This is a genomic window from Sphingomonas sp. (assembly GCF_017744835.1).
In the GTDB taxonomy this organism is placed as follows: Bacteria; Pseudomonadota; Alphaproteobacteria; order Sphingomonadales; family Sphingomonadaceae; genus Sphingomonas.
Genome location: NZ_JAGIAM010000001.1, coordinates 571,110 through 586,950, shown reverse-complemented (window position 1 = coordinate 586,950; position 15,841 = coordinate 571,110). Strand labels below are relative to the sequence as shown.

General features: G+C 67.3%; 11 protein-coding genes. 8 read left to right on the top strand and 3 right to left on the bottom strand.

Annotation, left to right across the window (positions count from 1 at the left end):
• Window position 1: 1 nt before the first annotated feature.
• The 3 genes from J7500_RS02740 to J7500_RS02730 all read left to right on the top strand — a co-directional run bounded on the left by J7500_RS02740 (window position 2) and on the right by J7500_RS02730 (window position 4,099).
• Window positions 2-175, top strand: coding sequence for a hypothetical protein (locus J7500_RS02740; protein ID WP_294059843.1), 174 nt, complete (start codon window positions 2-4; stop codon window positions 173-175).
• Window positions 176-362: 187 nt separating this feature from the next.
• Window positions 363-3,005 (top strand): TonB-dependent receptor, encoded by a 2,643-nt coding sequence (locus J7500_RS02735; protein ID WP_294059842.1) that lies wholly within the window; start codon window positions 363-365, stop codon window positions 3,003-3,005.
• Window positions 3,005-4,099, top strand: coding sequence for a Ca2+-dependent phosphoinositide-specific phospholipase C (locus J7500_RS02730; protein WP_294059840.1), 1,095 nt, complete (start codon window positions 3,005-3,007; stop codon window positions 4,097-4,099). The genes J7500_RS02735 and J7500_RS02730 overlap by 1 nt, the downstream gene beginning before the upstream one ends.
• 15 nt (window positions 4,100-4,114) lie before the next feature.
• Here the strand turns inward: J7500_RS02730 and J7500_RS02725 are convergent, their stop codons facing one another.
• The 3 genes from J7500_RS02725 to J7500_RS02715 are packed head-to-tail and all read right to left on the bottom strand — an operon-like array spanning window position 4,115 to window position 9,141.
• Complete coding sequence (locus J7500_RS02725) at window positions 4,115-4,462, bottom strand: cytochrome c (protein WP_294059837.1); 348 nt, start codon at window positions 4,460-4,462, stop codon at window positions 4,115-4,117.
• Window positions 4,463-4,467: 5 nt separating this feature from the next.
• Window positions 4,468-5,910: an alkaline phosphatase family protein gene (locus J7500_RS02720; RefSeq protein WP_294059835.1), complete on the bottom strand. Its 1,443-nt coding sequence runs from the start codon at window positions 5,908-5,910 to the stop codon at window positions 4,468-4,470.
• A gap of 39 nt (window positions 5,911-5,949) precedes the next feature.
• Window positions 5,950-9,141, bottom strand: coding sequence for a TonB-dependent receptor (locus J7500_RS02715; protein ID WP_294059833.1), 3,192 nt, complete (start codon window positions 9,139-9,141; stop codon window positions 5,950-5,952).
• A gap of 222 nt (window positions 9,142-9,363) precedes the next feature.
• Between J7500_RS02715 and katG the strand changes: the two genes are divergently transcribed.
• The 5 genes from katG (at window position 9,364) to J7500_RS02690 (ending at window position 15,841) form a co-directional block, all read left to right on the top strand.
• Window positions 9,364-11,574, top strand: a complete 2,211-nt coding sequence (gene katG / locus J7500_RS02710) for a catalase/peroxidase HPI (protein WP_294059830.1) — start codon at window positions 9,364-9,366, stop codon at window positions 11,572-11,574.
• Between the two features lie 138 nt (window positions 11,575-11,712).
• Window positions 11,713-12,285: a LemA family protein gene (locus J7500_RS02705; protein WP_294059829.1), complete on the top strand. Its 573-nt coding sequence runs from the start codon at window positions 11,713-11,715 to the stop codon at window positions 12,283-12,285.
• Between the two features lie 2 nt (window positions 12,286-12,287).
• Window positions 12,288-14,189 (top strand): DUF2207 domain-containing protein, encoded by a 1,902-nt coding sequence (locus J7500_RS02700; RefSeq protein WP_294059827.1) that lies wholly within the window; start codon window positions 12,288-12,290, stop codon window positions 14,187-14,189.
• A 118-nt stretch (window positions 14,190-14,307) separates the two neighbouring features.
• Window positions 14,308-14,739, top strand: a complete 432-nt coding sequence (locus tag J7500_RS02695) for a CBS domain-containing protein (RefSeq protein ID WP_294059826.1) — start codon at window positions 14,308-14,310, stop codon at window positions 14,737-14,739.
• Between the two features lie 79 nt (window positions 14,740-14,818).
• On the top strand, window positions 14,819-15,841 hold the full coding sequence (locus J7500_RS02690; protein WP_294059823.1) for an AI-2E family transporter: 1,023 nt from the start codon (window positions 14,819-14,821) through the stop codon (window positions 15,839-15,841).

The following is a 15,841-nucleotide window of genomic DNA, read 5'->3' as shown; positions in this document are numbered from 1 at the left end:
GATGCAGGCTTCGGGCCTTCATCTCGAGGACATCGATCGGGCGCTGGCCGACCTGCCCGATAGCTTCGACATCAGTCGCGCGGATCTCGGCGTGCTCCTGCCGCGCGCGGAGTTTTATGCGATCGACCGTCGGGCGTTCTGCGGCGGGATGATGGAAAGGCCGACGCGCCAATAGGCCCCGGAAACCACATCCGAGTTCGGCCAGTGCCGGCGACGGCCTGCGTGCCACCTCGGCGGTAACGCGTCCGTCAGCATTTTGCCCGCCGATCGAAATGCAAATGCAACGCAGCGGCCGCCGCGATGTAAGAAGCCGCGACTAGGGCCCCCTGCAGTGAGCCATGGAGCTCGGGGGAGATAACCGCATGTCGCATCGTTCACGCCTGCTTTGGGCAACGCTTCCTTACACCCTGGCCGCTCTTGCCGTCGCGAGCCCTGCCCATGCCCAAAGTGCGGTGACCGCCGCCCAGGCGCAGGCCGGGCCCTCGGACGAGGCTGCGGACGAGATCGTCGTCACCGGCTCCTATGCGGACAGCCTCGCCGCCGCGACCGAGACCAAGCGGCGCGCGGCGTTCGGCGTCGATTCGATCGCATCGACCGATATCGGCAAATTCCCCACCCAGAACGTCGCCGAGGCGCTCCAGCTGGTCACCGGCGTCGCGATCACGCGCCCGCGCGGCGAGGGGCTCTACGTCAGCGTGCGCGGCCTCGGCCCGCAGTTCCAGAGCACCCTGCTCAACGGCCGCACGATCGCGATCAACGACCTGGTCGAGAACGGCGGTGCCAACGGCCGCCAGTTCCGCTTCGAGATGCTGCCGGCCGAGTTCGTCTCGCAGATCGACGTGGTGAAGACGCCGACCGCCGACATGACCGAGGGCGCGCTGGGCGGCAACATCGACGTGCGGACCTTCCGCCCGCTCGACGTCGGCAACAAGACCACGCTCAACCTGCGCGGCACCTACACCTCGCTGACCGAGAAGGTGAAGCCCAACGCGACGCTGCTGCACAGCGCCACCACGGGCGATGGCAGCTTCGGCATCCTCGCCGGGGTGCAATATTGGGCCAAGTCGGTCCGCAACGATCGCTGGTACAATACCGGCTGGAACGCCGACAAATTCACGTCGGTACTGGGGACAGGCTTCTACACGCCCACCCGCACGCGCCCGACGGTGGAGACCGAGGAGCGCGAGCGCGTCTCCGGGCTGATTTCGGCACAGTGGCGCCCCTCGCCCGAGCTCGAGACCACGCTCGACGTGCTCGCGACGCGGCTCGACGTCGCCTATGACGAGTTCGGCCTCGACATCTATCCCGACGACGCCAGCGTCTCGGGCCACCGGCCGGTGCTGGTCCCCGGCTCGGTCAAGCTCGACGGCAACACCGTCGTCGCGGCCACGATCAACGACGTGCGCTTCATGGCGTCGCGCGAATACAGCCTCAACCGGCACGACCTGGTCACCATCGGCCTCAAGCAGAGCTGGAAGCCCGAGAGCTGGGACGTCTCGGCCAATATCAACTGGTCCTACGCCCACAGCTTCCACCCCAGCTATGCCGAGGGCACGGTGCGCAGCCGCATCCAGTTCTTCGCGCCGCTGACCTATGATTCCTCCGGCGGCTACAAGGTGATCCCGACCTTCACCACCACGCTCGATCCCAGCGATCCGGCGAACTACGTCCTCTACCCGTTCAACATCGCGCCCAAGAACAGCAAGGACTGGGACTGGTACTCGCGCCTCGACGTCGGGCACGAGATGAGCGGCTTCCTGACCAAGGTCGCCGCCGGGGGCGAATATCACTCGCGCAAGCGCGACTATTGGCGCCGCGACTTCACGGTCGATCCGGGCAAGATCCCGCTGACCAGCTTCGCGCCCGACGGCTATGAGCCGATGCCGTTCGACGATTTCCTCAGCGACGTGCCCGGCAACGCCCCGCGCAACTGGATCGTCCCGATCACCAGCGTCTTCTACGACAAGCTGTTCACCCCCGCGGTCGCCAATGCCCCGCTCACTACGGGTGATCGCCGCGCTTCCTATGTCGTCAGCGAGAAGACCGCGAGCGGCTATGTCCGCGCCGATTACGCGATCGGCTCCAGCGTCACCGGCAATATCGGCCTGCGCTTCGTGCACACCGATCAGGTCTCGAGCGGTACGCTCACCGTCGGCAACGACTGGAAAGAGGCGAGCTTCCCCAAGACCTTCAACAACTGGTTGCCGAGCTTCAATCTGCGCGCCGAGCTGAGCCCGACCCTTGTCGCGCGCCTCGCCGCCAGCCGCGTGCTCACGCGGCCGAACGTCACCCAGAGCTCGCCGCAGATCAGCGTCTCGACCGACGCCGCGACGGGAAGCGGCGGCAATCCCGAGCTGCTGCCGTTCCTCGCCACCCAGTTCGACGGCTCGCTCGAATGGTATTTCAGCCGCAAGGGCTCGCTGACCGGCGCGCTGTTCTACAAGGCGCTGGACAATTACATCACGCAGCAGAACGCCCTTGTCGATATCCCCGGCCGCGGCCAGATCCTGCTGAGCACGCAAGTCAATGGCGGCAACGCCAAGGTCTATGGTGCCGAAGCTGCCTACAACCAGGTGTTCACCTTCCTGCCCCGGCCGCTCGACGGCCTCGGCTTCCAGGCCTCGTACACCCACACTTCGGTGCAGGCGGATTACACCGCGGGCACGCGGACGATCAAAGACCAGCTGCTCGGGCTGTCGAAGAACAGCTTCAACCTCGTCGGCTTCTACGATTATGGTCCGGTCTCGGCGCGGCTGTCCTATACGTGGCGCGACAAATATCTGTCGGGCACCGGCAGCTCCACCAATACGCCGAGCTATATCGACGCGTTCGGTTCGCTGGACGGCAACCTCTCGTTCCGCGTGACCGACAAGACGACGCTGAGCCTCGAGGCGATCAACATCGCCGGCGCGCGCCAGTATAGCTACAGCGACGATCCGATCCGCTACAACGAGATCCATTATTGGGGCCGGACGATCCTGTTCGGCGTGAGGACGGAGTTCTGATGGGCAAGGCGATATTCGCGGCCGCCGCAGCGTTCGCTCTGGCCGGCGCGGCGCCCGCCCCGCAGGCGATGAACGACATCCAGGTGGTCGGTTCGCACAACAGCTTCAAGGCGCGGATACCGGCGTCTGTGATGGCGAAGATCCGCGCAGCGGGCCCGGGGCTCGCCGAGGGGCTCGACTATTATCACCTGCCGCTGGCGCAGCAGCTCGACGCCGGCGTCCGCCAGCTCGAGCTCGACGTCTTCGCCGATCCGCAGGGCGGGCGATACGCCGATCCCAAGGGCGAGGCGCTGGCCAAGGCGGCGGGAGAGGCCACCGGCTTCGATCGCCCGGCGATGCTGCGGCCGGGCTTCAAGGTGTTCCACATCCCCGATGTCGACTATCTCAGCACCTGCGTGACTTTGGTGCGCTGCCTCGGCGAGATCGACCGCTGGTCGCGCGCGCATCCGCGGCACCTGCCGATCATGATCACGATCAATGCCGCCGACACGCCTTCGGGCCGGCCCGGCATTTCCGACCCGCTGCCGCTCGACAATGCCGCGCTGCTCGATGCGCTCGACGGCGAGATCCGCACCGTGCTGCCCAGCAAGCGCCTCATCACGCCCGACGAGGTGCGCGGCTCGGCGCCGAGCCTGCGCGAGGCGGTGCGCACGCGCGGCTGGCCCGCACTGTCGGCCGCACGCGGCCGCATCTACATCCTGCTCGACGTGCGCAGCGCCGTGTCCGACGTCTATCGCGCCGGCCATCCGTCGCTGGCAGGGCGGGCGATGTTCGGCTGGTATCCCGAAGACCAGCCCGAAGCCGCGATCGAGATCGTCCAGGATCCGCTGGTCGACGGCGACAAGATCCGCCGCTGGGTTTCGGAAGGGATGATCGTCAGGACGCGCACCGACGCCAACACGGTGGAGGCGCGCACTGGCGACCTCTCCAAGGCGCGCGCGGCGATGGGGAGCGGCGCCCAGGCCGTGAGCACCGACTATTATCCCGGCGCGCCCGATCCGCTCGGGCGCGGCTTCGTCGTCACGCTGCCCGACAGGGCGATGGCGCGCTGCAGCCCGGTGCGCGTGCCGGCGGGCTGCAGCCTGAAGCCCTAGGCCGTCCTCACCGGCTCAGCGGCCGGCAGGCGCGGGATTCGCCTCTAGGATCGCCGCCACGATCACTTCCGCTTCGGCGGGCGAGAGCGAGCCCGGATCGTCCTGCGGCATCGAACGCCGGATCTTGTCGAGCAGCGCGGCCGGGCGCCCGCGCCAGTGGCTGTCGAAGCGCGCGCCGATAAGCGGCGGTGCGTCTTCGATCCCTTCCATCCGCTCGCCATGGCACGCCGCGCAGCGCGCCGCATAGATCGCCTGGCCGCGTTCTGCCGTGGGCGCGGCCTGACCGCCGGCGGGCGCGGCGCCGCGCGCCATCGCCGACGTGAGGAGGCAAGCCACCAGCAGAAGCGAATGCAGCCGCGCCATGACCGTTATACCCGCTTGCGCGTGCCCTTCTCCTGCACCGGGGCCTGCTGCTCCGCGCCGGGAATGGGCGGCGCGGGGAAATTCGCCGCCGCGTTCTTCGCGAACGCCAGCATGTCACCGGTGGCGGGCAGCACCGGCGGCCGGCGCATCGGCTGGTCGAAGCGGAAGGCCGAGGTCAGGTCGCCGAAGGTCTGGCGCCGCCAGTCGCTGATATTGGCCTCGCGCACCCCGGTCAGCCGCTCGAGGAACTGCAGGATCGAGGTGTGGTCGAAGGGCTGGCTGCACACCCAGCCGCCCATCGTCCACGGCGAGACCAGGATGCATGGCACGCGGAAGCCGCCGCCGATCGGCAGGCCTTCGACGAACTCGTGCGGCGTCGCCGCGGGCGGCACCGGCGGCGCGACATGGTCGAACAGGCCGTCGTTCTCGTCATAGTTGAGGATGAACACGGTCTTGGCCCAGACATCGGGGTTGGCGGCCAGCTCGTTCAGTCGCCGCGCGATGAAGTCCGCACCCGCAGCCGGCATGTTGTCCGGATGCTCGTTGGCCTCCGCCGCCGGGAACATCCAGGAGACCGCCGGCAGGCGATCGTTGCGCACGTCGTCGGCGAAGCGCTGCTCGTCGGTGTCGGGCATCCCCTTGACCCACAGCGGCGAGCTCGCCGGCGCGTTGGCGAACTGCGCGAAGGTCTTGAACATGTTGTGGGCGCGCTTGCCCTGCTCGCCATATTGATAGACGCCCCAGGGGACACCGGCCGCCTCGAGCCGCTCTGCATAGGTGGTCCAGCGGAAGCCCTCGGGCGGCTTCTTGTTGCTGAGCACCGGCCCGCCCGCGAGCGCATCGGGATCGATCGTGCCGGTCATATAGTAGAGCCGGTTGGGCCAGGTCGGGCCCATCACCGAGCAATGATAGGCGTCGCAGATCGTGAATGCCTCTGCCAGCGCGAAGTGGAACGGGATGTCCTCGCGCTTGAAATAGCCCATCGTATAGGGCCCCTCGGCGCCGTCCGCGGCGCGGTGCGCGGGCAGCCACTGGTCCATCCGCCCGCCGTTCCACGCCTGATGCTGGACCTTCCACGCATGGCTGGTCGAGGGCAGCGCCTGCGCGTTGGTCGAGCGCGTGTCGAGGTGGAAGGGCAGCAGATAGCCGGCAGGATTTTCCGCGTCGGGCTGGTGGAAGACGTTCCGTCCGGTGGAAAGCATCAGCGCCTGCGGATCGCCGAAGCCGCGCACGCCCGAGAGCGTGCCGAAATAGTGATCGAACGAACGGTTCTCCTGCATCAGCAGCACGACGTGCTTGATGTCCTTGAGCGTGCCCGCGCGCCGCGGCGGCTGCGCCATCAGCTTCTGGACATTGGGCGGCATCAGCATCGACGCGGCAGTGAGCGAGGCGAGTTGCGCGGCGCCCGTCACCAGGCGGCGGCGCGTGAACAGCGGCGTGTCGGACATCAGGAATACTCTTTTTCGAGGAACGGGATGCGGACTCGCCTAGAGCCGGGCCCGGAAGCCGATCGTGCCCGAACGGCCGAACCAGTTCTCGATGGCGGTGTGATTGGGGATGACCGGCTGGTCGGCCACGGCAGGCGCGAGGCTGCCGGGCACGACCACATTGTACGGCTTGTTGAGCACGTTTGCCATCGTCGCGAACATTTCCAGCTGCCTGGTGAGCTTGACCCGCAGGTTCATGCTCAGATCGGTGCGGGCCTGGAACCAGCTTGGCGTGGTCGACCGCAGCTTGTCGTCGTTCCACAGCAGGTTGACGTAGAAGCGCACCGGACCCTTTTCATAGGTGATCGCGGCCGAACCGATGTTGTTGCCCAGGCGCAGCAGCGGATCGTCGCCGTGCGTGTTGGGCTCGTTGTGCATGAAGGCGCCGCGCACCGACAGGCCGTCGAACGGCGCTGGCAGCCAGCTGAAGCTGTGCTGGAAGCTCGCCTCTACGCCCTTGATCGTGACCAGGCTGACCTGCTTGTAGGTGGTGAACAGGATACCTGTCGGATCGTCGATGCCCAGCTGCACCAGCGCTTGGGCCGCGGCGGAGCCGGCTTCCTCGGCGGTCAGGTTCGACTGTGCGACCGCCAGCCCGCTGATCCGGTTGTAGTAGACGCCGATGTTGAACAGGCCGACGCTCTTGAAATAGCGCGAGTAGCGTGCGGAGAAATTGTCCGACGTCGCCGGCGTCAGGCCCGGGTTGGGGATGGTGATCAGGCCGGTGCCGAGTTCGCCGCCCAGTGGGTCATAGCTGGCGTTGCCAGCGGTCGCGTTCAGGCCGGGGCGCAGGATGGTGTTGCTGTAGCCGATGTCGATGTCGTTGCTCTGGCCGACCGTCCATTTGAGCGAAGCCGAGGGAAACAGCTTGAAGTAGCTGCCCGTGGTTCGCTGGATGCCGTTGGTGCCGTACTGGATGTCGACGCATGGAATGGTGGTGGCTATGCCGCCCTTGTCCACCGCGCAGGCCTTGCCGGTGCCGGGGTCGACATGGGTCGCGAGGTCCGCCGCCGGCATCTGGGTGTAGCCGAAAGAAGTATTGTCGGCCCATTCGGCGCGCAGGCCAGCACGCAGCTTCATCCGGGGCGCGACCTCGGCGGTCACCATGCCGTAGGCCGCCTTGATGTTCTCTTCGAACTTGGTGGAATTGTTGTAGGCCGCGGCCGCATAATTGGCTGCGGTCGGCACCGCCTTGGTCCAGTTGCCCGGGTTGTTGACGAAGTCGAGATAGAGCGCGTGGGTGTCGAACGTCGGGATGTAGTTCGAACCAGACAGGGAATAATGATAGGACCCCGCCTGGTCGAACACCGTCCGCTTATACGGGTTCACGAAGTGCTGGATGAATTCAGCGTTCGTCATTGGCCCGGAATAGTTGTAGATTCTGCTCAGATTGGTGTCGTCGCCGAAACGATAGTTGGTATCGCTGATCTTGAAGCCCGCCTTGAACGACAGCGGCATGTCGCCAAGATGCGTGTCGTAATAGGCGTTCATCTGGCCCGATTTCTCGTAGATGAAGGCGTCCTGACCGCCGCTGGTGCGGATCTGCGCGGCGCTCATCGTGTAATTGGCCGGGTTTGACCAGTCGGGCCCCGCGGTCTGGATGACGGTCCAGTCGGTGCCCATCAGGCCCGCGCTGTTTTTGAACAGGTTGAACTGCGGTGTGCCCGAGAGCGTCAGCGTGGGCGCGGTGCCCACCTGTTCGCGGTGCAGCGTGTCGTAATAGCTGTGGCTGTCGGAATAAGCGAAGCTGCCGTCGAGGCGGAAATTGCCGCTGCGCCATTCGAAGCTCGGCGCCAGGATGTTGCCGTTGTTGACCTTGTACTGGCCGCCGCCGCTCACCGTCATCTTCGCCCCGGACAGGGTGGTGAAGTTGCTCAGCGGATCGCCGATCACGCCGTTACGCGCGCCGGTGGTGTAGGTCACGTCGCCGGTGGTGTTCTGGTAGACGTCGCCGCGATAGAGGATCGACAGGAAGCCGAAGCTCAGGTGATCGTTCGCCTTGAAGTCGAGCTGGAGCGAGCCGGTGCGCCGCGTAGTCTCGCGCGGGCTGGCGGCGGTTTCATAGGCAGTGAAGGCCAGCGGCGACGGGCTCTTGGCTGTCGGCGCATAGCTACGGCTCATCGTGTTCTGCTGATAGCCGAGATACTGGTCGGCGAAGCCCAGCGAGAACATCACGCCCAGGCGATTGCCGAGGAAGCTGTCGGCGAAGAACAGGCTTCCGTTGGGCAGGAAACGCTTCGAGCCCCATCCGTCCGATTTCGGGCCGGTATGGGGGTATTTGTCCAGCATGTCGTCCGACGTGAACGCGCTGAGCGAGACGGTGAAGACCGGCTTCTTGCGGTTGTAGGCGTGCTTGGTGCGCAGATCGACGATACCGGCGGGCGCGTCGGCGTTCTGATCGGCGCCGACCGTCTTGTACAGCACGATCGAATCGATCGCCGAGATGCCGATCGCCTCATAGCTGAACACACGCGCGGCAGCCGCCGAGTTGGCATAGCCGGTGGGCGAATTGGCGTTCGCAGAGATGACGTCCATGCCGTTCAGCTGGGTGCGGGTGAACTCGCCCGGCAGCCCGCGCAACGAGGCGTAGATCGAGGATCCATTGGTGCCGTCCACATCGACGCCGGGCATGAACTTGATCATTTCCGCCGGGTTGCCGCCGGCGATGTCGCCATAGGCCTCGGTGGATATCACGTCGGCGATCTGCATTTCCCGGCGCTGGGCCATGATCGAGTTCGCCTGGCCCTCGCGCTCGCCGCTGACGACGATTTCGTCCGCGCTCGCCGCCTCACCATCGCGTCCGGTCTGGAGGAGCTCGAAATCGACTCTGACGGTGCCGCCCGGCGCGATCGTCACGTCCTGAGTCTGAGGGAGATGGCCGATGAAGCGGATCGTTACCTTGGCGGGGCCGGCCGGCAGTCCGTTCAGGCTGAAGACGCCGTCATCGCCCGTCGTCGCGGTGAAGACCTGACCACCGGCGGTCTCGATCCTGACGTCCGCGTTGCGCAGGTAGCTGCCGGTCGCGGGGTCTATGACCCGGCCCGTCAGTTCTCCCTTGCCGTCGGTCGGCTGCGATTGCCCCTGCGTCGCGGCGGCGCGCGCATGCGCAAACGGAACCGCAAGCGCCAGGATCGAGCAGGCACAGAAGATCGACTGGCGGACGAGTCCGCCACGCAGGCTTTGGTTTGTCACGGTGCGTCCCCCGAGGATTATGGTTTCGATATTCCGAGGGGCGTTGGCCGGGCATTGTTACGCAGGCATGGTGCATCGGTTGCAGTCCCGCGACCTTGTCATGACGAATCCGTGATCTGATCGATTTTCCAACTCGCGGTGACGATTTTATCTCGTTTCTATCGTCCCGCCGCGGCGTTAGTCTCTCGTTCGAGAGGATCAGCCACAGAGAGGACGACCGACATGGACGCGACGACGACCGGCAGCCCATTGAGCGATCCGAACAAGGAGCCGGCGGCGCTCCGATCGCTTCTCGGGCGCACCAACCGCGACTGGTGGCCCAACCAGCTCAGCCTGGAAATCCTCCACCAGCACGGCCGCCACGGCAATCCGATGGGCGACGACTTCGACTATGCCAGGGAGTTCCAGTCGCTCGACTATCAGGCGGTCAAGCGCGACCTGACGGCGCTGATGACCGACAGCCAGCCCTGGTGGCCGGCGGATTATGGGCATTACGGCCCCTTCTTCATCCGCATGGCCTGGCACTCGGCCGGCACCTATCGTACCGGCGACGGCCGCGGCGGCGCGTCTTCGGGCTCGCAGCGCTTCGCCCCGCTCAATTCGTGGCCCGACAACGCCAATCTCGACAAGGCGCGGCGCCTGCTCTGGCCGGTCAAGCAGAAGTACGGGCGCAAGCTCAGCTGGGCGGACCTGATGATCCTCGCCGGCAATGTCGCGATCGAGTCGATGGGTGGGCCGACCTTCGGCTTCGGCGGCGGACGCGAGGACGTGTGGGAGCCCGAGAAGGACATCTACTGGGGCACCGAGGAGCAGTGGGTCGGCCAGGAAGGCAATCTGACCCGCATCGACGAGGAATCGGGCCGCGCGCTCGAGAATCCGCTCGCCGCGATCCAGATGGGCCTCATCTACGTCAATCCCGAGGGGCCGGGCGGCAACCCCGATCCTCTGCAGTCGGCGCGCGACATCCGCGCGACCTTCTCGCGCATGGCGATGAACGACGAGGAGACGCTCGCGCTCACTGCGGGCGGCCACACCTTCGGCAAGTGCCATGGAGCGGGCGACGCCTCGAAGGTCGGTGCCGAGCCCGAGGGCGCGGACATCGCGCAGCAGGGCCTCGGCTGGCAGTCGGGCCATGAGAGCGGCATCGGCGACCACACCATCACCTCGGGTCTCGAGGGCGCATGGACTCCGACGCCGATCCAATGGTCGATGAACTATTTCCACATGCTGCTCGACTATGAGTATGAGCTGGTGCGCAGCCCCGCGGGCGCGAAGCAGTGGCAGCCGATCAACCCGAAGCCCGAGGACATGGCGCCGGGCGCGCACAGCCCGGATCGTCGCCTGCCGACGATGATGACCACCGCCGACATGGCGTTCAAGATGGACCCGGAATATCGCAAGATCGCCGAGCGCTTCCGGGCGAACCCGGACGAATTCGCCGACGCCTTCGCGCGCGCCTGGTTCAAGCTCACCCACCGCGACATGGGCCCCAAGGCGCGCTACCTCGGCCCCGAAGTGCCCGCCGAGGACCTGATCTGGCAGGATCCGGTCCCCGCCGGCACCAAGCTCGGCGACGCCGACGTCGCGACGCTCAAGCAGAAGATCGCGGACTCGGGCCTCAGCGTCAGCCAGCTGGTGAAGACCGCCTGGGCCTCGGCCTCGACCTTCCGCGATTCGGACAAGCGCGGCGGCGCCAACGGCGCGCGCATCCGCCTCGCCCCGCAGCGCGACTGGGAAGTCAACGAGCCGGCCGAGCTCGCCAAGGTCCTCCAGGTCTATGAGGACATCAAGGCGGGCTTTGCAGGCACGGTCAGCATCGCCGACCTGATCGTGCTCGGCGGTTCGGTGGGCGTCGAGCAGGCGGCGCGGGCCGCCGGCTACGACATCACCGTCCCCTTCGCCTCGGGCCGCGGCGACGCCAGCCAGGAGCAGACCGACGTCGACAGCTTCGAGCCGCTCGAGCCCAAGGCGGACGGCTTCCGAAACTATCTGTCGGTGCGCTTCAGCGTGCCGACCGAGGAGCTGCTGATCGATCGCGCGCAGCTTCTCGGGCTCTCTGCGCCCCAGATGGCGGTGCTCGTCGGTGGCCTGCGCGTGCTCGGCGCCAACCACGGCGGTTCGAAGCACGGCGTGTTCACCGATCGGCCGGGGCAGCTGACCAACGACTTCTTCGTCAACCTGCTCGACATGGGCACGGCGTGGAAGCAGGTCGACGACAAGGGCGACGAGGAATTCGTCGGCACCTGCCGCAAGACCGACGAGCAGAAATGGACCGCGACGCGCACCGACCTGGTGTTCGGCTCGAACTCGCAGCTCCGCGCGCTCTCCGAAGTCTATGCCGCGAGCGACGCAGGCGAGCGGTTCGTCAAGGACTTCGTCGCCGCCTGGACCAAGGTGATGAACGGCGACCGTTTCGATCTGGCCCGCGCCTGATCGCATCATCGGCACGAGGATCAGGGCCGGGGGAAACCCCGGCCCTTTTTCGTGCGATCGTTACGCTTGAGTTGCCTTCACACTTGCACATATGCTCGCTCCGGCGCCGGGAGACTGTCCCGCAAGGCGCCAGGGGGAATGGCGATGCTTTTGTGGATCCTGTTGGGCGTAGCAGTCCTGCTGCTGATCATTCTGATCGCGATCTACAACCGGCTGGTGCGGTTGCGCGCGCTGGTGCGCGAGGGGTGGAGCGGGATCACTGTCCAGCTGCGCCGCCGCGCGGACCTCGTCCCCAATCTCGTCTCGACCGTTCAGGGCTATGCCACGCACGAGCGCGAACTGATCGAGACGGTCACCGCGCACCGCGCCGATGCCGTCCAGGCCAAGGGGGTGGGCGCGACCGCGCAGGCCGATGCGGCAATGAGCGGCATGCTCGGCCGGCTGTTCGCGGTGGCCGAGGCCTATCCCGATCTCAAGGCGGACGAGAATTTCCGCCAGCTCCAGGACGAGCTGGCCTCGATCGAGGAAGAGCTCGCCGGCGCGCGCCGCTATTACAACGCCACGGTGCGCGACCTGAACACGCGCATCCAGTCCTTCCCCGATCTGCTGCTCGCAGGCCCCCTCGGCTTCAAGCTCGAGGAGCCCTATGCCGATGATGTGGCGGCGCTGCAGGTCGCGCCCAAGGTGAGCTTCTCGGCCGCCGCGGGCTGAAAATGCGCGCCCTCGCGATCGCGCTGGCGGTGCTGCTGCTGCCGCTCGCCGCCCATGCACAGGAGCAGGAGCGCATCCGCAGCTTCGTCAGCGACGTCGCGATCCAGCCGAACGGCGATCTCGACGTCACCGAGACGATCCGTATCGTCGCGACCGGCGACCAGATCGATCACGGCATCCAGCGCGATTTCCCGACCAGCTATGCCAATGGACTCGGCCAGCGCACGCGCGTGCGCTTCGAAATCGTGTCGGTGGCGCGCGACGGCCATGCCGAGCCCTATGCGCTGATCGGCCTTTCCAACGGCAAGCGCATCCGCATCGGCAGCGCGGACGTGACCGTGCCGCCCGGTGAGCATGTCTATGCGATCCGCTATCGCACCGGGCGCCAGCTCATCCACGCGGCGGATCATGACGAGCTCTATTGGAACGCCACCGGCACCGGCTGGACCTTCCCGATCGACAGCGCCGAGGCGCGCATCCGCCTGCCGGCGCCGGTCCGCTTCGGCAATCGCGCCGCCTATACCGGGCCCGAGGGATCGCGGGCGCGCGACGCCGAAGTGGTCCGCGACGAGCCGGGGCTGATCGTCTTTCGCACCACGCGGCCACTGCCGGCCGAAAACGGGCTCACCGTCGCCGCAGCCTTTCCCAAGGGCGTGGTGGAGAGCCCCGACGCCTCCCGCAGGCTCCATTGGTGGCTCGAGGACTGGGGCGCGCTCGCCGCCGGGCTCGCATCGCTGGTCGCCCTCGGCGGCTATTATCTCGCCGCCTGGGCACGAGCGGGGCGGGGGCCGCGTGCGGGCACGGTGGTCCCGATCTTCACGCCGCCCGACGGGCTGAGCCCCGCCGTCGCCCGCTACGTCAGCCGGATGCGCTTCGACAACAAGGCGTTCAGCGCCGCGATCATCGATCTCGCGGTCCATGGCCACCTCAGGATCCGCAAGGAGGAAGGCGGCTGGCTCGGCAAGGACACGACCACGCTCGAGCGAGTCGAGGGCGGGCGGCCGCTCGGCGGGGCCGAGCAGGCGATGCTCGAATCGCTCTTCGCGGGCGGAAACGAGCTCGTGCTCAAGCAGGACAATCACGAGACGCTGCAGGCCGCGCGGGCCGCACTGTCGAAGGAACTCGAGCGCGCCTGTTCGAGCAGATTCTTCGTCAGCAACCTCGGCTGGTCGCTCTGGGGCATGGCTGCGGTCCTGGCGGCGATGGTGTCCGTCGCGCTCGTGGCGATGCTGGTGACGGCCCCGGGTCCGTTCGCCGCGATCCCGCTGCTCGGGCTTGCTTCGCTGTTCCTCGCCTGGCGCATCCAGCGCAGCCCGGGGCGCAAGCTCGGGCTGGACCGCGCCGGCCTGTTCTGGGGACTCGCGCTGCTCGTCGCGCTGGCCTGCGGCGCTGCCGCGCTGGTCCGCGGGATCCAGGTCGCCGGCTGGGTGATGTTCGTGCCGCTCGCGATGCTCCCGCTCGCGCTCTCCGCCTTCGCCTGGATGGTCGCGCCGACGCGCGAGGGGCGGGCGGTGATGGACCGGATCGCAGGCTTCAAACACTATCTCGGCATCACCGAGGAAGCGCGGCTCGAGACGCTCCATCCGCCCGAGAAGACTCCCGAGCTGTTCGAACGCTATCTGCCCTATGCCATCGCGCTCGGCGTCGAGAATCACTGGGCGCAGAAATTCTCGGGCGTGCTCGCCGCCGCGGCTGCCTCCGGCGCGACCTCGCATGCGATGGGCTGGTATTCGGGCAACGACAATGTCTGGGACGATCCCGGCAGCTTCGCCGACAGCGTCGGCTCCTCGCTCGCCAGCACCGTCGCATCGGCCGCGACCTCGCCGAGCAGCAGCGGCGGCGGATCGTCGGGCGGGGGCTCGTCGGGGGGTGGGGGAGGCGGCGGCGGCGGCTCGGGCTGGTAAGCACCAACGACCCGCTTCGCGCCGCACTCGCTTCGTCCCATCGCGCGCAACAAAGCGCCCCTCCGCGCGTAGCGGATGCATGGAGCATTCGGCCCTTGGACAGGGCCAGGAGGTCGCCATGAAAGTGAGCGAATGCATGACCCGCGACGTGCGCATCGCGGATCCGGACGAGACCATCCAGGAAGCGGCGCGGACGATGGCAGTGGTCGACATCGGCTTCCTGCCGGTCGGCGAGCACGATCGGCTGGTCGGCGTGCTGACCGACCGCGACATCGCGGTTCGCGGCGTGGGCGCCGGCAACCGGCCCGACGCGCGGGTGCGCGACGTGATGAGCGCCGAGGTGCGCTATTGCTTCGAGGACGAGGATCTCGACGACGTGCTCGACAATATGGCCGAGCTGCAGATCCGCCGCCTGCCGGTGGTCGATCGCAACAAGCGGCTCGTCGGCGTGATCTCGCTGAGCGATGCCGCCGCCGACGAGGCGCCGCATGCCGGCGAGGCGCTGTGCGACATCGCTCGGCCGAGCGGGCGTCACTCGCAGAGCATCTGAGCCGGCGCGGTTCCGGTTCCCCAGGGAACCCGCATGCCGTTGCGCTCGTCTCTAGGGCGCAACGATATGCGGAGGCCGTTTGAGCATCGCCGATTTCGCCCGCCGCTGCGCGGTCGCGCTGCTGTTCGTCGTTCTGGCGCTGCTGGCCTATGCGCTGGCGCAGGTCCTGCTGCTGATCTTCGGGGCGGCACTGATCGCCGTGGTGCTGCGCGCGCTCGCCGCGCCGATCCGCCGCTGGACGCGCGTGCCCGATCACACCGCGGTGATGCTCGCGGTGCTCGTGCTGCTCCTCCTCCTTGCAGCCGCCGGCGCGCTGTTCGGCGCGGGCATGACTCAGGATTTCGACGCGCTGCAATCGCAGCTCGCGCGCGGCTGGGCCGCGCTCCAGGCAAAGCTCGGCGGAAGCGTGCTCGGCAACAACCTGCTCGAATGGCTGCGCGAGGCGACGCCCAGCTCGCGCGACGTCGCGTCGCGCTTCGGAAGTTTTCTGGGAACGCTGGGGAGCGCGCTGGCCAATTTGATCATCGCGCTGTTCGCCGGCGTCTATCTTGCGCTCAGCCCTTCGCTCTATGTCGAGGGGATCGCGATGCTCTTCCCGCGCAGCCACCACGACCAGCTCATCGCGGCGATGCGCAACGCCGGCCGCGCGCTCAACCTGTGGCTGATCGGCCAGCTCGTCGCGATGCTGCTCGTCGGCGTGCTCACCGCCGCCGGGCTCTGGCTCGTCGGCGTCCCTTCGGCCCTCGCCCTCGGGCTGATCGCCGGCATCACCGAGTTCATTCCCTTCGTCGGCCCGGTGGCGGCGGCGATCCCCGGCCTGCTGATCGCGCTCACCGTCAGTCCCGAGATGATGGTCTATGCGCTCGCGGTCTATGTGATCGTCCAGCAGGCCGAGGGCAATCTGATCACGCCGCTGATCGTACGCCGCACCGTCTCGATTCCGCCCGCGCTGACCTTGCTCGGCGTGCTCGCCGCGGGCGTGTTGTTCGGGCCGCTCGGCGTGCTGCTCGCCGCGCCGCTGGTCGTGGTCGCCTTCGTGCTGGTCAAGCGGCTCTACGTCCGCGACACGCTGGGCCACACGGTTGACATCCCCGGCGAATGA